Source organism: Acaryochloris sp. 'Moss Beach' (assembly GCF_021497025.1).
Lineage (GTDB): Bacteria > Cyanobacteriota > Cyanobacteriia > Thermosynechococcales > Thermosynechococcaceae > Acaryochloris > Acaryochloris marina_A.
The window spans coordinates 1,757,427-1,779,997 of the sequence record NZ_CP071717.1 but is presented as its reverse complement, the minus strand read 5'-3'; the positions used below and the strand labels follow the sequence as shown (position 1 = coordinate 1,779,997).

The 22,571-nt window shown below is 48.2% G+C and carries 18 protein-coding genes and 3 pseudogenes; 10 read left to right on the top strand and 11 right to left on the bottom strand.

Annotation, left to right across the window (positions count from 1 at the left end):
* Positions 1–162: 162 nt before the first annotated feature.
* Positions 163–1,761: an Hsp70 family protein gene (locus HRE53_RS08280; RefSeq protein ID WP_212663014.1), complete on the top strand. Its 1,599-nt coding sequence runs from the start codon at positions 163–165 to the stop codon at positions 1,759–1,761.
* 428 nt (positions 1,762–2,189) lie between these two features.
* On the opposite strand, the gene HRE53_RS08275 is transcribed toward HRE53_RS08280, so the two are convergent.
* Positions 2,190–3,980, bottom strand: a complete 1,791-nt coding sequence (locus HRE53_RS08275; protein WP_235109943.1) for a M61 family metallopeptidase — start codon at positions 3,978–3,980, stop codon at positions 2,190–2,192.
* A gap of 497 nt (positions 3,981–4,477) precedes the next feature.
* Between HRE53_RS08275 and HRE53_RS08270 the strand changes: the two genes are divergently transcribed.
* From HRE53_RS08270 to HRE53_RS08260, 3 genes and pseudogenes are all read left to right on the top strand, one after another.
* Positions 4,478–4,675, top strand: a complete 198-nt coding sequence (locus HRE53_RS08270) for a hypothetical protein (protein ID WP_235109941.1) — start codon at positions 4,478–4,480, stop codon at positions 4,673–4,675.
* 377 nt (positions 4,676–5,052) lie between these two features.
* Positions 5,053–5,701 (top strand): annotated as a pseudogene (locus HRE53_RS08265) (methyltransferase family protein).
* 189 nt (positions 5,702–5,890) lie between these two features.
* Complete coding sequence (locus HRE53_RS08260) at positions 5,891–6,355, top strand: plastocyanin/azurin family copper-binding protein (protein ID WP_235109937.1); 465 nt, start codon at positions 5,891–5,893, stop codon at positions 6,353–6,355.
* A gap of 74 nt (positions 6,356–6,429) precedes the next feature.
* Here the strand turns inward: HRE53_RS08260 and HRE53_RS08255 are convergent, their stop codons facing one another.
* The 4 genes from HRE53_RS08255 to HRE53_RS08240 are packed head-to-tail and all read right to left on the bottom strand — an operon-like array spanning position 6,430 to position 7,837.
* Positions 6,430–6,645 carry a hypothetical protein gene (locus HRE53_RS08255; RefSeq protein WP_235109934.1) on the bottom strand — a complete coding sequence of 72 codons (216 nt, stop codon included), beginning with the start codon at positions 6,643–6,645 and terminating at the stop codon, positions 6,430–6,432.
* Positions 6,646–6,666: 21 nt separating this feature from the next.
* Complete coding sequence (locus HRE53_RS08250; RefSeq protein ID WP_235109931.1) at positions 6,667–6,939, bottom strand: hypothetical protein; 273 nt, start codon at positions 6,937–6,939, stop codon at positions 6,667–6,669.
* A 17-nt stretch (positions 6,940–6,956) separates the two neighbouring features.
* Entirely contained in the window at positions 6,957–7,553 is a 597-nt protein-coding gene (locus HRE53_RS08245; RefSeq protein ID WP_235109929.1) for a hypothetical protein, read from the bottom strand.
* Between the two features lie 20 nt (positions 7,554–7,573).
* The gene (locus HRE53_RS08240) at positions 7,574–7,837 is read right to left on the bottom strand and encodes a hypothetical protein (protein ID WP_235109927.1); all 264 of its coding nucleotides are present in this window, start codon (positions 7,835–7,837) and stop codon (positions 7,574–7,576) included.
* A 343-nt stretch (positions 7,838–8,180) separates the two neighbouring features.
* Here HRE53_RS08240 and petG point away from each other — a divergent pair, with 343 nt between their 5' ends.
* Positions 8,181–8,291 carry a cytochrome b6-f complex subunit V gene (gene petG / locus HRE53_RS08235; RefSeq protein ID WP_010474545.1) on the top strand — a complete coding sequence of 37 codons (111 nt, stop codon included), beginning with the start codon at positions 8,181–8,183 and terminating at the stop codon, positions 8,289–8,291.
* 96 nt (positions 8,292–8,387) lie between these two features.
* On the opposite strand, the gene rsmD is transcribed toward petG, so the two are convergent.
* The 4 genes from rsmD to panB form a co-directional block, all read right to left on the bottom strand.
* On the bottom strand, positions 8,388–8,933 hold the full coding sequence (rsmD, locus tag HRE53_RS08230; protein ID WP_235109926.1) for a 16S rRNA (guanine(966)-N(2))-methyltransferase RsmD: 546 nt from the start codon (positions 8,931–8,933) through the stop codon (positions 8,388–8,390).
* Entirely contained in the window at positions 8,933–9,445 is a 513-nt protein-coding gene (locus HRE53_RS08225) for a hypothetical protein (RefSeq protein WP_235109924.1), read from the bottom strand. The genes rsmD and HRE53_RS08225 overlap by 1 nt, the downstream gene beginning before the upstream one ends.
* Positions 9,446–9,452: 7 nt before the next feature.
* The gene (gene hisH / locus HRE53_RS08220; protein WP_212663008.1) at positions 9,453–10,097 is read right to left on the bottom strand and encodes an imidazole glycerol phosphate synthase subunit HisH; all 645 of its coding nucleotides are present in this window, start codon (positions 10,095–10,097) and stop codon (positions 9,453–9,455) included.
* A gap of 95 nt (positions 10,098–10,192) precedes the next feature.
* On the bottom strand, positions 10,193–10,972 hold the full coding sequence (gene panB, locus HRE53_RS08215; RefSeq protein WP_235109922.1) for a 3-methyl-2-oxobutanoate hydroxymethyltransferase: 780 nt from the start codon (positions 10,970–10,972) through the stop codon (positions 10,193–10,195).
* 292 nt (positions 10,973–11,264) lie between these two features.
* Here panB and HRE53_RS08210 point away from each other — a divergent pair, with 292 nt between their 5' ends.
* The gene (locus HRE53_RS08210) at positions 11,265–11,579 is read left to right on the top strand and encodes a hypothetical protein (RefSeq protein ID WP_212663006.1); all 315 of its coding nucleotides are present in this window, start codon (positions 11,265–11,267) and stop codon (positions 11,577–11,579) included.
* Positions 11,580–11,691: 112 nt separating this feature from the next.
* Here the strand turns inward: HRE53_RS08210 and chlP are convergent.
* Positions 11,692–12,913 (bottom strand): annotated as a pseudogene (gene chlP, locus HRE53_RS08205) (geranylgeranyl reductase).
* 358 nt (positions 12,914–13,271) lie between these two features.
* On the opposite strand from chlP, the pseudogene petH reads away from it, so the two are divergent.
* Positions 13,272–14,327, top strand: a pseudogene (gene petH, locus HRE53_RS08200) (ferredoxin--NADP reductase); the annotation flags it as partial.
* A gap of 209 nt (positions 14,328–14,536) precedes the next feature.
* On the opposite strand, the gene HRE53_RS08195 reads toward petH, so the two are convergent.
* The gene (locus HRE53_RS08195) at positions 14,537–16,105 is read right to left on the bottom strand and encodes an NAD(P)H-quinone oxidoreductase subunit N (RefSeq protein WP_235109919.1); all 1,569 of its coding nucleotides are present in this window, start codon (positions 16,103–16,105) and stop codon (positions 14,537–14,539) included.
* A 400-nt stretch (positions 16,106–16,505) separates the two neighbouring features.
* Here HRE53_RS08195 and topA point away from each other — a divergent pair, with 400 nt between their 5' ends.
* From topA to HRE53_RS08180, 3 genes are all read left to right on the top strand, one after another.
* Positions 16,506–19,184, top strand: a complete 2,679-nt coding sequence (topA, locus tag HRE53_RS08190; RefSeq protein ID WP_235109917.1) for a type I DNA topoisomerase — start codon at positions 16,506–16,508, stop codon at positions 19,182–19,184.
* A 182-nt stretch (positions 19,185–19,366) separates the two neighbouring features.
* Entirely contained in the window at positions 19,367–20,701 is a 1,335-nt protein-coding gene (locus tag HRE53_RS08185) for a DUF2330 domain-containing protein (protein WP_235109916.1), read from the top strand.
* Between the two features lie 123 nt (positions 20,702–20,824).
* A complete protein-coding gene (locus HRE53_RS08180; protein WP_235109914.1) occupies positions 20,825–22,543 on the top strand; it encodes a VWA domain-containing protein in 1,719 nt (572 codons plus the stop codon).
* Positions 22,544–22,571: the final 28 nt, after the last annotated feature.

The following is a 22,571-nucleotide window of genomic DNA, read 5'->3' as shown; positions in this document are numbered from 1 at the left end:
GATCTCTTTTGTATACTAATTGAGTGAGGATTGCCTCAATGAGTAGTTCGGAAGGCACATCTTCAGGCTTGTGTACCTTTCCCCTCGCTGTTGTGGCTTGGAATGCTTAATTAGGCGTTTTCTCAAACGTTATCCATTTCGTGTCAGTGAGCGGTAAGTCTCTTGAGTTACGCAATTGATTTTGGTACCAGTAATACCGTTATTGCTCGTTGGAACCCTGTAACAGAGCAATCTGAAATCATTAATCTACCCAGTTTGAGCTATCAGACGGCCCAAAATCCTGACCTTATCCCCAGTCTGCTCTATGTGGAGCAGGCGGCGGAAAACAAAGTCTGTGTGGGGCAGCAGGTGCGAGATCGCGGTCTGGATATCCAAACCGATCCGCGCTTTTTCCGCAGCTTCAAACGAGGGATTGGCTCCAAGGTCCAGGGTTTTTTGCCTGAACTGGATGGCCAAACGGTTCAGTTTGAGCAGGTGGGAAGCTGGTTTTTGCAAACGATCCTCCAGCAACTCCAAACCACCTATCCTGACGTCAAAGACTCATTAGTTCTAACCGTTCCAGTGGATAGCTTTGAAACCTATCGCCATTGGCTGGGGCAGGTTTGCCAAGATCTGCAGGTAGAGCAGGTCCGCATGATTGATGAACCGACAGCGGCAGCGTTAGGCTATGGCAAGGCTGATCAAGATGTACTGCTGGTGGTGGATTTTGGGGGTGGTACCTTTGATCTTTCTCTGGTTCAGATCAATACGTCTCAACAAAAGACCCAGCCCTTGGGTTTCATTCTTAAATGGGGCGATAAGAATCTAGCGGATACCTCAAAACAACGACCGCAATCAGCCCGTGTCCTGGCTAAAGCTGGGCAGAATTTGGGTGGAACCGATATTGATAATTGGCTTGTCGATCACTTTGCTAAAACTCAAAACTTAGCCGTAACCCCTCTGACGACTCGATTAGCGGAGCGGCTCAAAATTCAACTATCACTGCAGCCTAAAGCTACAGAGGTTTACTTTAATGAAGAAACCTTTGATAGTTATGAGCTGGCCTTGGACCGAGAGCAATTTGAGCAAATTCTCAAGGAGCATCAGTTCTTTGATCGCCTGGATGAGAGTATGACCCAGGTCTTGCAACAAGCTCGCCGCCAAGGTTTAGAGGTTAACGATATTAAAGCCGTTCTATTGGTGGGGGGAACTAGTCAGATCCCTGCCGTCCAAACCTGGGTGCAGCAATATTTTGATGACAGCCGCATTTGCAGTAACCGTCCCTTTGAGGCGATTGCCCAAGGGGCTTTACAGGTGGCTCAGGGCTTAGAAGTTAAAGATTTTCTCTATCACAGCTATGGCGTTCGCTACTGGGACCGTCGTCAACAGACCCATAGTTGGCATCCCATTATCCCAGCGGGTTTACCCTATCCCATGGAAGAACCTATCGAGCTGACCCTGGGGGCTTCTAGCGATGCCCAACCTAGCATTGAGCTGATTCTAGGAGAATTGGGCAATACCAACAGTGGGACTGAAGTCTTTTTCGATGGCGATCGCTTGGTGACTCGGCAATTGTCTGAATCCCAGACCCTGGTTCAACCTCTCAATGATCGAGAGGGTTCCAGAAAGGTTGCACAGCTCATGCCGCCTGGGTATCCAGGGAGCGATCGCATTAAGGTTTTGTTTTGGGTAGATAACCGACGCACCCTACGCATCAGTGTCGAAGATCTGCTAACCCAAGATACATTGCTCAAAAACCAGGTTGTAGCCCAACTCAGCTAGGGCTAAACATACCAATGCCCCAGGGGGGGTGATAACTCCGAAGAGTTCCCCTGAGGCAATTTCATCCTAACTTTTTGGTTTTAGTAATTACCTGAGTGTCATTACGGAATGATAAGTGTGATTCGTATCACCGCGTAAGTAAAAATAAGCAAATAAAATGCCCCCGACTGGGGGCGAGTTTGTTGGAATGCACGCATATGGTGATGACAACCTATTACGTGCTAGTGAGGTTTAAAGGGTTTGCTTATCTCTGGAATTAAATTAGCAACTAATGGTGAAGATGCCGTGAAAGATTGTCTGCGGGCAATAAAATACCCCTTAGTCCACACCAAGCGACAAAGGGGTACAGGAGACGCAAGTTTTCGTTCATATGTCTTTAGCATTCCCAAGTTTTTTTGGGGTTTAACATCCTTACTCTGGGTCAAAAATTACGTCAGTTCTACTAACTCAATGCCCAGCCATTGACGGAAATTTGTTCTCTGTTGATCGGTGGGGGTAGTAATGGGTTGGACCCTATAGGATTTGGGCCTAGGTTCACTTAAGGTAAGACGATGGGTGGTGAGCTGATCATCATGAAATAGGGTGATGGAGACTGCATCACCCCTTTGATAGTCTTGAAAGCGTTGCTCTAACTGATCAGCCTGGACGCGAAAACCATCTAAGGCCAATAGTTCATCCCCCGCTTGTAGCCCTGCCATTTGGGCTGGTGAAGCAATATCGACAAATTTGATCAGGGTTTTCCCGGATTGGCTGCTGAGGGTTAGGCCATGATAAGGAAATGGGGACTCTCCAAAATCAGCCACCACTTCCAATCCAAATGGATTCAAGAATTCCTCATAGGGTAATTCCACGGTCCCATCTAGATACTTCTGCCAAAACTGAGTCAGGTCCATCTCTGCAATGGACTCAATCCCTTCAAGGAGCTGCTCTCGGGAATAGCCTAAATCTTTCTGGCCATAGGTTTGCCAAAGATGGAGCATCACGTCATCTAAAGAACGTTGATTTTGATGCTGTTGGCGAATCTGTAAATCAAGGAGGAGAGAGACAATCTCTCCCTTGAGGTAATAAGAAACCTGGCAGTTCCGAGAATTGGCATGGGGACGATAGAGTTTAATCCAAGTGTCAAAACTAGACTCTGTTAAGGACTGGGTGTGCCGTCCTGGAATGGATTGGAGGCGTGTAATGGATTCTGACAGCAGTTTTAGATAGAACTTGGCGTCATAAATACCGGCTCGATAAGGCAGGATCAAATCATAAAAACTGGTGACGCCCTCACAAAACCAAAGGGCATCTGTATAGTTTTCCTGGTCATAGTCGAAGGGATGTAGGGCTTGAGGGCGAAGCCGCTTGACATTCCAAAGATGAAAAAACTCATGGGCAACCAGTCCCATAAAGCGGTTATAGGAGTCAGGTTTACGAAACCCGAACCGGGAATAGAGTAATGAGCAGCAGTTGTGATGTTCTAGCCCCCCGTACCCTTTGGCTGAAACATGGAGGAGGAAAAAATATCGATCATAGGGTAATCCGCCAAAAAGCTTGGCTTCGACTTCAATAATTTTTTTCGTATCCCCTATGATCTGTTCTGCATCATAGTTTCCTGCTCCCCAAATCGCTAGCTGATGAGGCTTCTCTAAGGTTTCAAAGTCATAGATTTGATGGGTGCCAATCTCAAATGGACTATCGACCAAGGTGTCAAAGTTTTTGGCTAGGAAGGTGAGCGGCTGGTCTGGTAATGGGTCTAGTGCAGTTGTGACTTGCCAGGTGGGATCTGGAGGATGAATCGTGATTGCGATCGCATCTTGTTCTCTCCCTGGGACATAGAAAAACATGGCCCCTGGATTGAAGTAGCCATGGCTAGCATCCAAATGATTGGTGCGGACCGTCAATTCATGGGCAAAGATACGGTAGTGAATTTTGACTGTATCGGCTTCTGGTGATTGGATCTGCCAATGATTCTTGCTGATTTTTTGCCAGCTTACAGGGGCTTCTTGATCATCTACTGCCGAGAAATCTTGTAGATGTTTCGCATATTCCCGAACTAGGTATGAGCCTGGGGTCCAGACAGGCAACTTTAAATCTAAGGTGTGGTCAGTCCCTACCGAGCAATGAAGTGTGATCTCAAAGAGATGAGATGCCGGATCAGGCATCGCCACTTCATACCGAAGCCTCGTCGAGGCAAGTGTATTGACTTGAGCAATTGAATCGAGGACTTCAGTCATAGGGGTTCAATACTGACGTTAATTCTCTTTAGTGTATCGATTGAGGCAGATTTGCTTGAAGATTCTGAGATAGTTTTTAGTGCAATACCGTACTGCTAGCTGAGGCGATCTAATGAATTTTGTCTCAATTTTGTCTCAATAGTGATGGAACGATTGATTGTTGACTGCGTCAAGCAAGCTGATAGAACATGATGGGACGGTCTCTCCTCGGCCGATCGAGTCGTGATCAAGATCTCCTGGCTGCGTGAGGGCAGTCATATTGGGGTTTCAAATGGGTAGCTATATTGAATGTCAAGTGAGGGGGACTGACATACCTTGGGAGAATCAATCTATGAAAGTTATTCATTTGAGTCTAATCACACTAATGCTAAGTACCTTTACCTTGTCTGGTACAGTTGCGTTCATCTTGTTCCAAGACTTGTCACAGACATTAGAAGGCAAAGGCCAGAAAAATTCTAATTTACAAGTTGTCAGAGTTGCTAATTAGTGTTTTGACAATGCTTCCCCCTCATCTGCTGGAAGAAGCTAGTCTGCCTCCACCACGGTCCATCAGTGTTGGCGAGGGAGTAAATTTGGAAGGTAACTTATCGTGTACTCCAACGCCTCCGGAACCTAGATTGCCAACACCACTGCTAGTTCAGAAGATGGGCTGTAACCAACGATTCCCTCGACCTCAACAGCCCACACATCAATGAACCTAGTATCTGGGGCGGTGAACTTCGTGATGAGACCTTTAAGCGATTCGCTTAATCAGTATTTGAGTGCCTATTTCGGAGGAAATAAAGGCCAAGTGAGAAGTCATAGCCACGCACTGACTTAATTGAGCAGTAAACTGCCAATACTGAAACCTAGTAGCTCAAAAACGATGGCTATAGGAATCTCAATACTGTCTGCATCTGTAGACTTGGGTGCATCTTAGGCCAGTATCCTTTTTATCCCAATGCAGCAATATTTTTTGGCTTTTGGGTTAATGATAACTTGGTGGAAAGACTGCATTCCCAGCATCAATTTGAGTAGCTGAGAAATGTAAGTTGGTCGGCAAAGGCTCACCCATTATTAGAAGGGGAAAATGATGAAGATCAAGCATTGCATCAATCTTCATAAAGGAACGACCTTCATATTTATCCTGGGTTTGATGCTGGTTTATCAAAACTTCATGCTAGGGGCTTGGGTTTATCTGGTCTTGCATGGCACCTATGGGTTGCTGTGGTTATTAAAAGATCAGCTGTTTCCCGATAAACAATGGGAACAGCAATTTCCCTGGCCAATTCACTTACTGGGATTTGGACTCATCAGTCTATATTGGATTGCCCCATACATTTTAATAAGTCGTCGTATTGAACCGACTGTGCCTTTAATAGCTGGTGCTATAGCACTTAATATTGCTGGCGTATTTCTCCACTTTGGGAGTGATGCTCAAAAATATTTCATTCTCAAGTATCAACCGAGATTGATTACTGAAGGCTTTTTTGCTCGTTGTCGGAACCCTAACTATTTGGGTGAAATATTTATATATATATCCTTTGCCATGTTGACAATGCATTGGTTACCTTTTGTCATCCTTGGCGGGTTTTTTGGGGGCTGTTTTTATTCCCAATATGCTCAAAAAAGATCGCTCTCTATCGCGATATGCAGACTTTGAACAGTATCGAGAAAATACGGGCTTGTTTTGGCCAAAACTCTTTGGGAAAAAAGTACCCCACTTCCAAAGATGTAGCTAAAGTCTAATTGAATTCATAGCAATTCTTTTAGGCTGCTATGAATTACGAATTTTATTTCTTTAATAAGATAAATGGTAGTTCCTTTAGAAGGAGACTAGGAATAGTTTATGGCGCGGCGATATAATTGCATTCAAAGCCGCATTTGAATGCAATCGGCTATTGATCTCCATTCTTTTTAGGAGACACGCTATGAATCATGGATTTCGTCAAACAGTTCTGGCCTTGGTCGTCGTCACGATTCTCACAATGGGTACGATATTCGGCTATTCTGGGGCAGGAATTGCAGCAACCAATTTAGCAAAACAACCTGCTGTTGATGTATATGTTGCATTGGGGAATGAGGCAGGAGCCTTGCAATTTTTCCCCGATGATCTGCAATTTGAACCGGGTCGTCGCTATAACCTGCACTTAAGCAACCCTAGTGACCAAAAGCACTACTTCACCGCCAAAGATTTTGCAGATGGGATTTGGTCACAAAAAGTTGATGCTGGGAATGTAGAAATTAAAGGTGCAATTCACGAATTAGAATTAAGAGCCAATACTGAAGCAGAGTGGGTGTTTGTTCCACTGCGCTCTGGTATCTATTCACTTCGATGTACGGTCCCAGGCCATACCGAAGCAGGCATGGTGGGCAGGATTGAAGTCGTTGGCTGAAATTCTGTCTGAACGAGCCTTACCAACGTCTGAACATATTCCCAACCTTGACGGAGCTTGTTGTCTTTCCCAAATTAATTTGCTGGAGCGTCACCTGTCGGAGGGGCAGCGGGTGCTGCTGATGGAATGGGTGCTGCTGCTGGAGCAGTGGGTGCACTAGGCGCTGCTGGTGGCGCTGCTGCCGGAGGCTGAGGACTAGTAGGTGGGGCCGGTGCTGGCTGCGGAGCGGCGGGTTCAGGAGGTAGATCTGAGTTAGTGGGTGGCTCTTGGATTGGGACAGCAGGCTGCACTGGATTACTGGGGGGCTGGTGCTACAGGAGCAGGGGGGTTGGGCTGGCTGAGGGGGGCAGAGCCGGAGCCGATTGGGCTGGAGGTTGAGGTGCAGTAGGGGGAACAGGCCGTGCTGGATTCACCGGAGGTAAATTAGGCTGTGGTGCTGCTGGCGTAGGGGGAGTAAGCGGTTGCGCCGGTGAAGGAGTCTCAGGTGCTGTATTGGTGGGTGCTGGTTTGGGGGGTCGGAGCTGGAGGAGTGGCTGGAGGTAGAACAGGTTCTGGGGTAGGTGGATCAGGCTTCTTGACAGCACAAACTGATTGAGAATATTTAATGTCGAAGGGTAAAACAACAATTTTGTTGGCGTCCTCGGCCTTGATCTTGTATTTTTTTAGCCGCGTTTTGGACCGCCCGATCGAGAATGGGCGAGTTGGTAGATAGAACAATATCGGAGACTACAGGAGCCGCTTTTGAGCTGACCCAAATCCGATATTCAGCCTTACCTTCTAAGCGATCCTGACAGGCGTCTTTGGGATAGTCGTAGGCAACAAAGCGTTTTACACTTTGGTCCGGAGGAACGATGGAAGAGGAGGCCAGGGAATTACTGTCGTTAGGGTTATCACTACTGTCTATCCCGCCCACATTGGCTGGGTTGGCAGGTGGGATATTGCTCGCAACCGGACCGGGTGCAGTGCCTGGTGGAGGCAAAGGACCTGTAGATCCTGGATCCGGTGGCAAATTCGGTAAATCAGAGGTTCCATTAAGCCATGCCTGGAAGTCCTCATCACTCAGGGATGGACCGGAGTTACTGGGGGGGGTGGCGTTTGCTGAGGTGGGGCAGGCGTTCGTCTCGGGGGGTAATGATGCTAAAGAACTGGGATTAAAGGGGGGTAAAACTAGTCTGCGGTGGCGGAGGAGGTAACTCAACAATAGAAGAGGCAAAGGGGTCAAATGCTGGATTGGGGGGTATCAGTAACGGGCAATTCAGCTAGACCATCAGGGGTGGTGATGTTCAGGGGTAAACCGGCTACACCGGGTGCAGGGGGTGGAGCGTTTGGATCAATAGCTTGGTTTGGTCGAGGGCCTGGATTGGGTTGAGATTTGAGAAGGCTAACGACTCGAAGTTGTTTTTTGTCTGTTTGCTGGCCTGTTGCTGGAACCAGTGCTAGACCAGCAAATAAAACACCATGGGCAGCGACCGAAGCCATCATGGCAAGATTCCCAGGTCTTTGCCATGATTTTGAAAACAGTTGATTAGAAGAGCCGTTCATAAAAAAGTAAAAATAGGTAGTTATGGGTCAGCAATCAGGTCGCCTATGGGCTTGGCCTAAGGTGATATTACTGTCAAGACGGATCAAAAAGTAGGTTGTTTCAATTTCTGATCGCATTAAAGTTTGGATATTTTCCCTATGATAACAACCCGTATGAATAGATTTGAAAAATGCTTTAACTAAGGAATAATAGGCATTCGCTTGTCAAGGTTCCCAAAGGTTACTAGAGTAGGGAAGGACGATTCAGACGCTATTTTAAGGCGTACACAAAGGAGTTATCACCGTGGTAGAACCTCTGTTAGCAGGTATTGTACTTGGCCTAGTCCCAGTGACTCTAGCTGGGCTATTTGTCGCTGCATGGCAACAATACAAGCGTGGAGAAGAGGTTGGCTAAAGTTTGTTAAGCCTCGCAGGAAACAGCTCTGTTTGAGCTATCCACAATATTTGTTATCTGTAAATCAGAGAGATGAGATCGTCTCTCTGATTTTGTTTATGTAGGCTGCGTTGATTGGAAAAAGGTCAGGGCCGTGTTGCCATAGACGCGGGCATGACAGATTTGGAACGTTGTGGGAATAGAGAATGGTTGCTTTGGACGATGTTCGACAGCAAGTTCTCCAGTTGCTTGGAGGAGGTTATACGTTGCGATCGCATCCAGTACCGCTTCATATAAACCGCCATCATAGGGGGGATCAAAATAAATCCGATCGAAGGACTGGCCTTGCAACTTAGCTAGCCGTTTGACAACATCTCCTCGCAGAACTTGAAATGTTTGAGGTGGGTTTGCTATGGACTGCCAGTTCTGGCGGATGATGCGGCAAGCCTCTCCTGCCTGTTCAATTCCATAGACCACTGCGGCTTCTCGGCAAAGGGCTTCGGCCCCCATGGAGCCACTACCAGCACAGAGGTCTAGCCAATGGCAGCCCTGGAGATGATGGTGCCAACGATTAAATAAGGCTTCTCGCACCCGTGCGGTGGTTGGGCGGGTTTGTAAGCCTGGCAGGGTTTTAATCTGACGGTTACCGTAAATTCTGACCATCAGTCTGGAGGTTCAACATAGCCTTGGATATTTTCGGGATCATATCGTTGCAGGATATCGGTGGCTTTGCGGGTCAGTGGGTCTGTGCCTTTGACCACCACGATATATTTCCCGGCGTTTAAACGATTGCGATAAACCAATGCATCTCCACTGCCGGTCGTTAAACCGGTCAGACCGCCTGAGAAGAGTCCGCCAAAGGCTCCAAAGGAAGCGCCGAGTAGTCCTCCTAAGATGACATTAATCACCGTTCCCACTCCAGGGAAGAGGCGAATGCCAGTATATAACTCAAAGGTTGATCCAAAGATCAACCCTAAAGGGATGGAGAAGTTCATCAGTCGTCGAGCTTGTTTTCGGGCTGGCTTTTTGGGGTCGATAAAACCAAATTCATCGGCGCTTTTATAGCCTCTGCCCAATATTGAGACTTGGGTGAGGGGAATTCCTGATTTTTCTAAATCGGTATAGGCGGCTTCTGCTTGGATTCGATCAGCTAAGACTGCAATTAAGTAATTCATGGGAGATCTAAACAGCGGGAGTCGCCAAGGTAGCCTGCACCTGCTCAACAAAGTTAGCCAGGATTTGTAGTCCGAAGGTGGAGGATTTTTCAGGGTGAAACTGGACTGCCATTAAGTTGTCCTGGGCAATGGCTGCGGTAATGGTCTGAGTGCCGTGGGTGACGGTGGCTGCTTTGACGGTAGGGTCAACCGGATCAACGTAATAGGAATGGACAAAATACATCCAAGGATTAGTAGGAGAATGACGCCACAGGGGTAGATCGGGCTGTTGATACTCCAGTTGGTTCCAGCCCATATGGGGAATTGTAATGTCCGGTTCGGATTGGAATCGCTTGACCGTGCCGGAAATAATGCCTAATCCAGCTTCAGTCCCTTCTTCGCTACCCTCAAACAAAATTTGTAGCCCTAAACAAATCCCCAGAAAGGGCTTGCCGCTGGCGAGAATGTCTTGGATGACGGGGATGAGATGACGCGATCGCAAATGCTGCATCGCTGGATCAAAGGCTCCCACTCCGGGGAGGACGACTGCATCGGCAGATACCAGATCCTCTGGGCGATCGCTGACAATTGTTTGTGCTCCAGCTTCTTGTAGTCCCTTACAGGCTGAATGCAGATTGCCCATATCGTAGTCAATCACGGCGATGATAGGCATTCATCCCTTCCTTTCCCAGCTAGGCCACATCTTTACCTTATTACCTTATCGCTTTCTATTCGGTTTCAGCGGGGTGGCTGGATTTGGAATAGGCACTATTGGGGAAATTGATGATTATGGACCTCATCACAAAATTGCTTAACCGCTCCAGTAATCGATTCCTGCAGATTGGTATAGGCTTTGGCAAAGGGAGGTTGCCATGCAGATAAGCCCAACATATCGGCTGTAACCAGCACTTGGCCATCACATCCTGCACCAGCGCCAATGCCAATGGTGGGGATGGCTAACGTTTGGGTGATTTTCGCGGCTAGGGGGGCAGGAATATGCTCCAGAACAATCGCAAAAGCGCCTGCTGCTTCCAGGGCAATGGCTTCTTGTAAAATACGGTCTGCGTCTGCATCAGAGGTTCCTTGGCGTCGATAGCCGCTGAACTGATGAACAGACTGGGGAGTTAAGCCCACATGTCCCATCACCGGAATCCCTCGCTCCACCAAATAGTGAACGGTTGTTGCCATGTCTGGATACCCTCCCTCTAGTTTGACGGCAGCTACTCCTGCCTGTTGCAATAGGGTTCCAGCGCTTCTCAGGGCCTGTTGAGGGCTTTCTTGATAACTCAGAAAGGGCAGATCACAAATCACTAGGGCATGGTTGACCCCTCTGGTGACAGCTTGGGCGTGGTAGAGCATTTCTTCCAAGGTCAGAGGTAGGGTGGTGGAATACCCTAAGGCAACCATGGCCAAAGAGTCTCCTATTAGTAGGACATCGACTCCTGCTTGGTCTAATAAAGTTGCGAAGGGAAAGTCCCAGGCTGTAAGGACTGAGATGGGACGTCCCTGTTCTTTCCATTTCCGTAGCTGATCAATGGTCACAGCCATCGCCTTATGGCTCCTTTGTGTCTTCTTTCCCAGAATAAAGGGTCTTCGATCGGTTTCAGGGAGAGGTATCCTGACTTGCACCTGTAGACAATGGAGATCTAAAGAAAATTTTAAGTCTTGAATTTGGTGGCTTTAGGCAAAAAAAGTGAAGAACCTATTCACTAAAATGGAGATATCTGAGGAAAATCCGATCCATGTGTCAATTTAGGCGGGTAAATCAGCTCACTCAACTTGTGAAATTCAATGCTATTCCCGTTTAGCTAGGTTATTAATTACAAAGAGAGCTAAAACGATGTTTAGATTAACGTTCGTTTGTACAACCCTATTGATGGTGGTGTTGAGCATGGGGGGAGAAAATGCCATGGCTCAACAAAGAGGGCAAAATCGGCCATCGGCTTCCTCAAAGACTGGCGATGCTAAAACTCTTGGGGTTCAAGAAGTGGGAATACGGTCTTGGCAACCTCAGCCTAAGCAGTTACCCGAACCCCAAGAAATTAGCATTGGCATCCCTCCGCAAGTGGAGCTGACGCCGGGACCGGATAAACCAGGCGATATTCCTGAGAATGAAGATCATCGAGGGATTCAAGTGAAAGTTTTAAATCCCTAAAAAATTGTCTTTGAACAGAATTTCGGTCAGCGTTTTTCAAAAACTCAAGCCCTTTAGATTTCATATCTAAAGGGCTTGAGTTTTTGAATTTAGACGTGCTCAAGTCCTGGACTTAGGGAGCTAGAGCATTACCCCGAATCAAGCTACCTAAAGTCTTAGCGGTAATCTTGATCTGCTTCAGCGGATTCATGGGAACCACAGTCTTATACAAATAACTATCGAAAGTCATTTGCTGTACATCTTCATCCGCACACATTTCCACAAAGGCTTCCCGAGTGGCATCAGAGCGGTAGAACACGCGCTGCAAAATGTCCAAGACCTTGTAGGTCATGCCGTAAGCTTTGTCCCAACGCTTCAGATAGACCTTGAGGTCTTCTTCAGAGGGAATGCGTTCACCATTGTTAGAAAACTCAACGATGGTTTCTGCACACATCCGCGCAGACTTGGCGGCAAAGTAAATACCTTCACCAGAAGATTTGGTTACTGTACCGGCAGCGTCACCGACTAGGGCAACCCGACCGACGACCCGGCGAGGACGAGGATGCTCGGGAATGGGGGTGAGCTTCCACTTTGATGATTTCACCACCGACGAGGCGATGGGCAGCACGAGCACGAATACCCGCCTGCAGCTTCTTGATGTCGGCTTGGTTGACCTTCATGGTGCCAGTGCCAACGGCGACGTGATCGTACTTGGGGAATACCCAAGCGTAGAAGTCCGTAGAGACATCATCACCGACATACATCTCGGCACGATCTTGGTAGTACTCCATGTACTCATCAGGAAGGCGGATGCGCTCCTGAAATGCGATCGCATAGTTGTAGTCGCCTGCTTTAATCTCTTTAGCAATTCTGGAGTTGGCGCCATCAGCACCAATGACCAAATCGACTTGGAGGGTTTTCATTACCCCTTCAGTTCGACCACCAGTTAAGTCGGCATAGTGAATCGTGTAAGGCTGATTGGCCCCAGTGGGGAAATCTAGCTTATTGACAGTGCCGTTGATCAACTTCGCACCTAATTTAGCGGCGCGATCGCGCATAAATCCGTCAAGTACTTCTCGACGGCACATGCCGATATACTCACCCTCGTTTTTGATATTGATATCCACCTCAATGTTAGAAGGAGAGATCATTCTCATCTTTCTAACCTGTCGGTCAATAATCTCAAGGGGGAGATCAAATTCATCCACCATGCACAGCGGAATCGCACCACCACAAGGCTTTGCGTTATCTAATTTACGCTCAAACAAATAGGTCTCAATACCAGCCTTTACCAGCGTTTCTGCTGCTGATGACCCGGCTGGCCCTGACCCAACAACTGCTACCCGTAGTGTCAAGGCGATCCTCCAAACTTTTAACGGCTACGTAGCGAATCGTATCACGGAGATCTTGACCAAACCCTATCTACAGAAGTTCTTAAGGGTAAGTTGAAACACACCTTAACTTTTCCGTTACAGACCGAAATGATTGAGTTCATCCGTTTTGCAAATGGCTTCATCGGCTTTTGCCATCAGTCTGATTTGTTTAAAGCCGTGGTCTATTGTCTATGACCGTTATACAATTGCGCTGTTCCCTGGGATACGGAACGATTTGCCAAATTGAAACCTAAACCCTAAGAAGTGTAAAATACACTCCTTTGAAATCATAGACATCTTATTGCAAAATATTACGATAGGTTAGCTTCGGAGAGCTTCAGAAATAATGGAAAAACCGTTCGATCGATTTAAAAAGGACTTAAGAAATTTTGCCAAAGCTGGCGCCAAAATGGTCAACATTGACGTGCCCGAGGTTGAGGAAAAGCCTATCATCGCAGAGCCAGCCCCCGAAGCGCCCGCTACTCCACCTCAGTCAGCTAAAAAGGCTAAGAAAAAAGACAATATTCCGGTTAATATCTACCGTCCTAAAACGCCCTATATCGGCAAGTGCTTATCGAATGAAGCCTTAGTTCGAGACGGAGGCGAAGGTAAAGTACAGCACCTCACGTTTGATCTTTCCGAAGGGGATCTACGCTATATCGAAGGCCAAAGCATTGGCATTATCCCTGCTGGAACAGACGCCAACGGCAAACCCCATAAGTTACGCCTTTATTCCATTGCCTCGACCCGTCATGGCGACCGGGTAGATGATAAAACGATTTCTCTCTGTGTTCGTCAGCTGGAATATGACCATCCTGAGACTGGAGAGCGAGTCTATGGGGTGTGTTCCAAACATCTATGTGACATGAATCCCGGTGATGATGTCAAAATTACGGGTCCTGTCGGTAAGGAAATGCTGTTGCCCGACGATCCTGAAGCCAACATCATCATGATGGGAACGGGAACCGGTATTGCGCCTTTCCGAGCCTATCTGTGGCGGATGTTTAAGGAAAAACACGAAAATTATAAGTTCAAAGGCTTGGCCTGGCTCTTCTTCGGTGTCGCTTATACCCCCAATATTCTTTATAAGGAAGAACTAGAAGAGTTACAAAGCCAATATCCTGACAACTTCCGCTTGACCTATGCCATTAGCCGTGAGCAAAAGGCTGTAGATGGCAGCAAGATGTATATCCAAAGCCGAATTGCTGAGAATGCCGACAAATTATGGGAGTTGGTCCAGAAGGAAAACACCCACACCTATATTTGTGGTTTGAAAGGTATGGAAGGCGGCATTGATGAAGGAATGTCCGCTGCTGCTGCTAAGCATGGTGTGGATTGGTCAGACTATCAGCGAGCCTTGAAAAAAGCCCATCGCTGGCATGTAGAAACCTACTAAATCCATTACAACGCCATTATTCAATAAGCCATACAAAAAGAGCCTCCCCATAGGGGAGGCTCTTTTTCTGTTAGAGCTCAAGCCTGGCCTTTAGCTGTTTCTAGAAGAGATGTCCTTTTGTCAAAGTCAGGGTTGCTTGCTTTTGGAAGTTGCCCTAGTTTCTCTCAGATCTCTTGCCTATTTGGCCTACTGTTCAGCAGCAATGGCGTTTATAGCTCAGGTGCAATCGTAGGCGTATCGGGATGAATGGCAGCAACATCGATAGTGGTGGGGATTGCTGCTTGCTTAAAGCGAGGAACATCCGCAACCGAGCTATTCACAATCGTTAGCAATGGGTTGGAAAGGACTCCAGCCAAAGAGGTAGCAATCAGCGTGAGGACCAAGCCGATTTGTAAGGGGCGCATACCCAAGGGTTTCCAAACAATGTTGGGATAGTTCTTGATCACCTCAGACATGTCTTGGGGCTCTTTGACCACCATCATCTTGATCACTCGAATGTAGTAGTAGATCGAGACCACGCTGGTAATGAGGCCCAGAATGACTAGGCCATAGGCCCCAGCCTGCCAACCGGCCCAGAAGAGGTACAGCTTGCCAAAGAAGCCCGCAAGAGGCGGTATCCCTCCTAAGGAGAGCAAGCAGAGGCTCAAGGCTAGAGTTAAAAGGGGATCTTTGAGATAGAGTCCAGCATAATCACCAATTTCATCTGTTCCAGTGCGGAGAGAGAACAGAATCACGCAGGTAAACGCACCCAAGTTCATAAACAGGTAAATCAGCAGGTAGAAGACCATGCTGGCATAACCTGCTTCCGTACCAAGCACAAGGCCAATCATGACAAAGCCTGCTTGGCCAATGGAGGAATAGGCGAGCATCCGCTTCATACTGGTTTGAGCAATGGCGACCACGTTGCCGAGCACCATGCTCAAAATGGCCAAGGCAGTGAAGATAAATTGCCACTGCTCCACTAAGTTGGGGAAGGCTTGCGTTAACAGACGAATAGCCAAGGCAAATCCAGCTGCTTTGGACCCTACGGAGAGGAAGGCAACCACTGGTGTTGGAGAGCCTTCATATACATCGGGTGTCCATTGGTGGAAAGGCACTGCCGCGATTTTGAAGCTAACACTGGCAATCACAAACACTAGGGAAATGACTAAAGCCAAGGATTTTGACGTATCGGCTAGGGCCAGGGCGATGTCATCCAAATGGGTTTTGCCCCCGGAAAGTCCGTAGAGCAGGGATAAACCGTATAAGAACACCGCCGAACTCGATGCACCAATTAGCAAATATTTCAGGGCAGCTTCATTGGAGCGAGCATCGCGCTTCATGTAGCCTGTCATCAGGTAGGAGGCGATACTCAAGGTTTCCAAAGAGATGAAAATCATGACGAGTTCTTCTGCGCCGCAGAGGAACATGGCACCGACTGTGGCGGTCATCAGGATCGTCATAAATTCGCCAATAGAGCTGCCCGCTTGTTCGATATAGCGCACCGACATCAAGATGGTGACTAGGGTCGACAGGGCAATGATGGCTCTAAAAACAATGCTGAGGTTATCGGCATGAAAACTACCCAAAAAACCGATGGGATTAGCTTGATCCCACTGGGTATATAGCAGATAGAGGCAGGCTACCAAACTTGCGATCGCAAGGTATGGGGTCCATTTTGCCGATGAACGACCAAAGGTAATATCTCCAAGGAGAACAAGAATCAACGAGATCACCAAAACGCCTTCAGGCAAGATGGTGGTGGCATTTAGCTGGCTAGCGAGATTGGCAACGTCCATTAGTCAAGATTGGTAATATCTTTGGCGACATAAGCCCAGTCATCAAATAGTGAAATTTAATGGCAAGGATTATGTTGAGAATTTTAACGCGCAAGCGCCAACAACCAAGATACCAAGTTAAGGGACGTTCTGCCGGGAGAAGCGGGCTAGACTTGAGGAGCTACTAGTTGATCAAGTGACAAAAAACTTAGGGTACACTCGCAACATTTGCTATAAAAAATTTGAAGGGGTTCATTGAGCTACCCACTGAATCGTCTGATTAAGGTTAGGGTAGGTTCATATCGCAACTCAGCCCTTCATAAGCAAGAATTTAGTTCTTCCTTTGTCTGTCCGCATGAATTAGGTTGGGATTGGCAAAGGCAGCTTATCTTTTGTCCATCACACATTCCCCATTGAGACTATGTCCACACTGGTTATTGTTGAATCTCCTACGAAGGCGAAAACGATCCGCAATTATCTGCCTTCGGGATACCGGGTTGAAGCATCGATGGGGCATGTTCGTGATCTACCGCGGACTGCATCGGAAATTCCTGCAGCGGTTAAAGGTGAGAAATGGTCCAGCTTAGGGGTCAACGTTCAGGCAGAGTTTGAACCCCTATATGTTGTCCCTAAAGATAAGAAAAAAATTGTCAAAGAGCTGAAAGAAGCCCTCAAAAATTCCGATGAGTTAGTGCTAGCCACTGACGAAGACCGGGAAGGAGAAAGTATTAGCTGGCACTTGCTGCAGCTTCTGAAGCCCAAGGTGCCGACGAAGCGGATGGTTTTTCACGAAATTACTGATGAAGCGATTAAAGCAGCCTTAACCAATTGTCGCGATGTGGATCAGCGGTTGGTTCGTGCTCAGGAAACCCGCCGTATTTTAGATCGATTGGTGGGATATACCTTATCTCCCTTGTTATGGAAGAAAATTGCTCCTAGCTTGTCAGCTGGGCGAGTGCAGTCTGTGGCGGTGCGGCTGCTAGTGACCCGTGAGCGAGAGCGGCGCGCCTTCCGCCAAGGTAGCTATTGGGACTTAAAAGCAGCCCTTAGCAAAGATAAATCGGCCTTTGAATCTCGTTTGGTGACTCTAGCCGGCAAGCGGTTAGCGACGGGCAATGATTTTGACGAGAACACTGGGCAAATCGTTGCGGGTCGGGATGTGGTCCTGCTCAATGAGGCTGAGACCCTAGCCTTACAAACGCGCCTTGCCGATAAGACTTGGACTGTGGCCGGTGTAGATGAGCGCCCTTCCACCCGTAAACCAGCGCCCCCCTTTATCACCTCTACGTTGCAGCAGGAGGCCAACCGAAAGCTAAGGCTGTCGGCACGGGAAACCATGCGAGTGGCCCAGAGCCTCTATGAAAAAGGATTTATTACCTATATGCGAACGGATTCGGTGAATCTGTCGCAACAGGCCATTGCCGCCGCTCGTGGCTGTGTGGAAGACCTCTATGGTAAAAACTACCTTAGCCCTGAACCCAGACAATATAAAACAAAAAGCAAGGGGGCCCAGGAGGCTCACGAAGCCATTCGTCCCGCCGGACAAACCTTCCGTACTCCCAAAGAAACGGGCCTTCAAGGCGCAGAGAGTAAGCTGTATGAACTGATTTGGAAACGTACTGTGGCCACCCAAATGGCCGAAGCGCGTCAAACCCACATCACGGTTCATCTAGAAGTCGAAGATGCTGGGTTCCGGTCTACGGGTAAACGAATCGATTTTCCTGGATTTTTCCGCGCTTATGTGGAAGGGTCTGACGATCCAGATGCGGCACTAGATGATCAAGAGGTGCTGTTGCCTTCCCTGAAGCAAGGGGATACGCCTGAATGCACGGAGCTGTCGCCCATTGGCCATGAGACCCAGCCTCCTGCTCGCTTTACAGAAGCATCTCTGGTTAAAACGCTGGAAAAAGAAGGGATTGGTCGTCCTAGTACCTATGCCAGTGTTATCGGCACGATTATTGACCGGGGCTATGCCCAGCGCCAGGCAAATGCTTTGGTGCCTACCTTTACCGCCTTTGCGGTTACCGCTTTGTTAGAGCAGCACTTCCCGGACTTAGTGGATCTCAGCTTTACGGCGCGCATGGAGCGGAGATTGGATGGCATCTCAACGGGTGAGGTGGAGTGGCTGCCGTATCTAAGCGACTTTTATTTGGGCGATGAAGGTCTGGAAACCCAAGTCAAAAATCGGCAAGACCAGATTGATCCCGGTGAAGCTCGTACGATTGACCTTGACAATCTAGAGGCCAAGGTGCGGATTGGCCGCTTTGGTCCTTATATTGAGACGGAGCATGAAGACAAACCAGTAAAGGCGTCTTTGCCCAAAGATATGACGCCGGCGGATTTGACCCCAGAACAAATTGAGCAGCTTCTCAAACAAAAGCTGGAAGGCCCTCAACAATTGGGTTCTCATCCAGATAAAGGAGACCCCATCTATATTATGCTCGGTGCCTATGGCCCCTATGTGCAGCTGGGGGATGTCACTGAGGAAAATAAAAAGCCCAAACGAGCCTCACTCCCCAAAGGCGTGGCGATGGAATCGGTGACCTTAGAAATGGCGGTGGAGCTGTTGTCCTTGCCGCGGTTACTGGGACAGCATCCTGATACCGCTTGCAAAGTCCAGGTGGGTTTAGGCCGGTTTGGCCCCTATGTGGTCCATGACCAAGGCAAAGAAGGCAAAGATTATCGATCCTTAAAGAAAGAAGATGATCTGTTTACCATTTCTTTTGAGCGAGCCTTGGAACTGTTGGCAATGCCGAAAGGGACTCGGGGACGACGAGGCACGAAAAAAGCCTTGAAAGAACTGGGCAATCACCCTGAGGATGAAGCGCCAGTCAATATTTATGATGGCCCCTATGGCCCTTATATCAAGCACAATAAGACGAATGTCTCGATACCCGAAGGTAAAAAAGTCGAGGATATGACGTTGGCAATGGCTTTGCCGTTATTGGAAGAGAAAGCCTCGACTAAAGGCAAGAAAAAGACAAGTCGTGCCAAATCAACAACCAAAACGAAAACGACTAAGAAGACCACTGCGAAGAAGACAACTACTAAAAAAACTGCTGCCAAAAAGACCACTGCTAAGAAAACGACAAAATCCTAGGGAGCAGCTCTTCAGGGGTATCGGTATCTCAAGGAATGTTCATAGTGCCTGAAGCTGATGGAGGCGTAGTCTTACGCTGGTCTATTCTGTCTTTTGAGTGTTGCAATTCTTGTAACGATAGATAGTGGGCTGAAAAGGTTGAGCTAGCATAGACCGAAATTCAGTGACGGTTTCTTGGGATCATGAAAATTAAACGTTTCCTTAGTGCTTGTCTGGTGGCTGTGCTGATGTGGACTAGCCTGTCGCCCGATGTTTTGGCCTTTTGTGGATTTTATGTCGCTAAAGCCGATACGGCTTTGTATAACGAGGCGTCTCAAGTTGCGATCGCAAAAGATGGCAGTCGCACGGTTCTGACCATGGCCAACGACTTCAAAGGGGACGTTAAAGACTTTGCCATGGTGGTGCCTGTCCCTGTGCTCCTGCAGGAAGACCAAGTGCATGTGGGTGATCCCACCATCTTGCAACGGCTGGATGATTTTTCCGCTCCCCGATTAGTAGAATATTTTGACGATAATCCCTGCCAGGTTTTTCGTAAGTCTAATCGCGTGTTTTCACCTGCCCCCAGTTCAGCTCCTGTTCAGGAATCTCTAGCTGAAGCTGATTTAGGGGTCACCATTGAAGCTCAGTTCACTGTGGGCGAGTATGACATTGTGATTCTCAGTGCCAAAGAATCCAATGGTCTCCAAACCTGGCTCAATCGCAATGGCTACAAAATTCCTCGTGGGGCCCGATCGCTCCTCAAGCCTTATATTCGCCAGAATATGAAATTCTTCGTTGCCAAGGTCAACTTAGAGGAATTTGAAAAATCCGAGTTTCAGAAGCTGCGGCCTTTGCAGATGGCTTTTGATTCTCCTAAGTTTATGCTGCCGATTCGGTTGGGCATGATTAATGCCAAGGCGGAGCAAGACTTGATTGTGTATTTGCTCTCTCCTAAGGGGCAGGCTGAGCTGGTCAACTACCGCACTGCCAATATTCCTACGGATAGCGAGATTCCCGAATTTGTGAAAGATGAGTTTGGTGAGTTCTATACCGCCATGTTTGAGACCGCCCATGCCAAAGCGGGTAAGCGGGTTGCCTTCCGTGAATATGCGTGGGATATGAGTAGTTGCGATCCCTGTTCGGCAACGCCGTTAAACCCAGAAGAATTGCGTAAAGCAGGCGTTTTCTGGCTGCCAGAAAGACCTCAGAGGGACTTTGTGGTGCCCCCTCGTTCGACGGGCGTATTTATCACCCGGCTTCATGTTCGTTATAGCCGTGATAAATTTCCCGAAGATTTGATGTTCCAAGAAACCAGCAACCGTCAACTCTTTCAAGGGCGGTACGTGATGCGCCACCCCTATAAGCAAGAGGCGGATTGTCCGGCCGGTCGTCGCTACAAGCGGTCCCTCCCGGCTCGGTTTGAGAAGGAAGCCCAAACACTAGCGAAGTTGACTGGCTGGAATATCCAGGATATTCGCCAGAAGATGGACTTTCAAAATCCTAAACCCGAGCCTTGGTGGAAACGGTTGTGGAAATAAGGGAATCACTCCCTGCTAAGACAAGCCCCTCGCCCGGACTCTTCAGTGAGGGGCTTGTCTTGACCGACAAACGGGTATGCTAGAGCCGAGAACGACGCTTGCCGATTGATTGGATATCCCGGAATGGTAAAACTATCGACCCGTAGAACTCTGCTACGCTGCCAGGCGGCATTACTGATTGCCTTAAGTGCTGCTTGTACCGGTGGTTCCAATAACTCCTCCTCAAATAACAAAGGCATGGAGGTCACCTTTTTGGTGGGCAGTGCCATGGGCGACTTTTGCCAACAAAGCATGAAACGCTTCAATCAAACGAGACCCAAGTTGCAAGACGGCAGCTCCTTTTCGGTGAAGTGTGTTGCCAAAGGCAGTGGAGATATTGTTACTGAGCTGTTGACCCAGGCGAATGCCCTGAAAAATGGTAGTGTTTCGGCGGAAGATCCGAGTTGGCCGACTTTAGTTTCCTTAGATGGAGATATTTATGTCGACCAGTTAGCCTATCAATTTAGCCAGCTTTTCCCAGGACAAAATTATTTACCGACGGTGGCGGATGCGCCTTTGCTGGCCAATAGTCCGATGGTGTTTATGGTGCGGGAAGATTTAGCCCAAAGCCTGCGCAAGACCAAGGATCCCTTTCAAGCATTGCTCACGGCCAAAAGCCATAAAGACTTAGATGCAGGTAGCCAGCCGTTACCCCTGCGATATGTGCATACGGCTCCTACTCGTTCTAACTCAGGATTACAAACCCTGGTCGCTCAGTTTGCCTCAGTCTCAGGCAAACGGCCGGAGCATCTGACGGTGGCTGATGTGGTTGCTCACCAAGGCAAGGTTGGAGAAATTCAGAAAAAAATTACGCGTTATGGGACATCCACGACGTCGTTAGCAAAGACGATGGTGACCAACGGTCCTTTTTGGGCATCTGTGGGCTCTGTATATGAGTCTTCAGTGATTGCTGCGAATGCCCAAGTGCCTGCAGGACAACCTCGCTATCAAGCGGTTTATCCTGGTATTACCTATACCTCTAATATGCGGGGAGTGCTTTCTACTGGACCCTGGGTAAGTTCAGCCGAGAAGGAAGCAGCAGAACAAATTATTCAATATCTCCGTCAGTCCGAGACTCAGCAAATTGCCACGACTTTGGGATTACGACCGGGAACACCTGGGGTCTCTTTAGGGAATAAGTTTACGCAAACCTGGGGAGTTGAAGCTCAGCCCAAGTATGATTCCTTTCGAGTGCCCAAGCCGGAAGTGGTCGAAGCGATGCTGCAGTCCTGGCAAACAGCAGCCAAGAAACCTTCACAGGTTGTGATTGTGGTGGATTCTTCGGGATCCATGACGGGGGCCAAACTGGCTGCTGTGCAGTCTACCCTCCAGACTTACCTGAAAGGTCTAGGCCCCAAGGAAAAGGTCTCACTGATTGACTTTGACTCAGTGGTTCGCAAACCTGTATCAGTAGATGGTACGCCAGAGGGGCAGTCAAAAGGGATTGAGTTTGTCGTGGCTTTAAAAGCAGATGGAAATACAAAATTGTACGATTCCATTCTGGCAGCGCAGACTTGGCTCACCCAAAATTTGCGGTCCGATGCGATTAATGCGGTGATTGTGCTGACGGATGGTGAAGATTCTGGGTCTAGCCAGCAATTATCTCAATTGTTGGCTGGACTGAAAAAAAGTGGTTTTGAAGGTAAACAGCGGATTGCTATTTTTACGGTGGGGTATGGAAATTCGGGAGATTTTGCCCCGGATGTGCTGAAGCAAATTGCTGAAGCGAACGGCGGCTATTACCGTCAGGGAGATCCGGCCTCAATCGCCTCATTGATGGCGGACTTACAAGTTGAGTTTTAGTGAGGAGCAATTGACTGTGATGAGGATA

Excerpts from the sequence above, each read along its gene's own strand:
- rsmD (WP_235109926.1), bottom strand. The coding sequence starts at position 8,933 with ATGGTCAGAATTTACGGTAACCGTCAGATTAAAACCCTGCCAGGCTTA.
- HRE53_RS08180 (WP_235109914.1), top strand. The coding sequence starts at position 20,825 with ATGGTAAAACTATCGACCCGTAGAACTCTGCTACGCTGCCAGGCGGCA.
- HRE53_RS08240 (WP_235109927.1), bottom strand. The coding sequence starts at position 7,837 with ATGATGGCTTCGGTCGCTGCCCATGGTGTTTTATTTGCTGGTCTAGCA.
- topA (WP_235109917.1), top strand. The coding sequence starts at position 16,506 with ATGTCCACACTGGTTATTGTTGAATCTCCTACGAAGGCGAAAACGATC.
- HRE53_RS08275 (WP_235109943.1), bottom strand. The coding sequence starts at position 3,980 with ATGACTGAAGTCCTCGATTCAATTGCTCAAGTCAATACACTTGCCTCG.
- hisH (WP_212663008.1), bottom strand. The coding sequence starts at position 10,097 with ATGCCTATCATCGCCGTGATTGACTACGATATGGGCAATCTGCATTCA.
- HRE53_RS08185 (WP_235109916.1), top strand. The coding sequence starts at position 19,367 with ATGAAAATTAAACGTTTCCTTAGTGCTTGTCTGGTGGCTGTGCTGATG.
- HRE53_RS08260 (WP_235109937.1), top strand. The coding sequence starts at position 5,891 with ATGAATCATGGATTTCGTCAAACAGTTCTGGCCTTGGTCGTCGTCACG.
- HRE53_RS08225 (WP_235109924.1), bottom strand. The coding sequence starts at position 9,445 with ATGAATTACTTAATTGCAGTCTTAGCTGATCGAATCCAAGCAGAAGCC.
- panB (WP_235109922.1), bottom strand. The coding sequence starts at position 10,972 with ATGGCTGTGACCATTGATCAGCTACGGAAATGGAAAGAACAGGGACGT.
- HRE53_RS08270 (WP_235109941.1), top strand. The coding sequence starts at position 4,478 with ATGCTTCCCCCTCATCTGCTGGAAGAAGCTAGTCTGCCTCCACCACGG.
- HRE53_RS08210 (WP_212663006.1), top strand. The coding sequence starts at position 11,265 with ATGTTTAGATTAACGTTCGTTTGTACAACCCTATTGATGGTGGTGTTG.
- HRE53_RS08195 (WP_235109919.1), bottom strand. The coding sequence starts at position 16,105 with ATGGACGTTGCCAATCTCGCTAGCCAGCTAAATGCCACCACCATCTTG.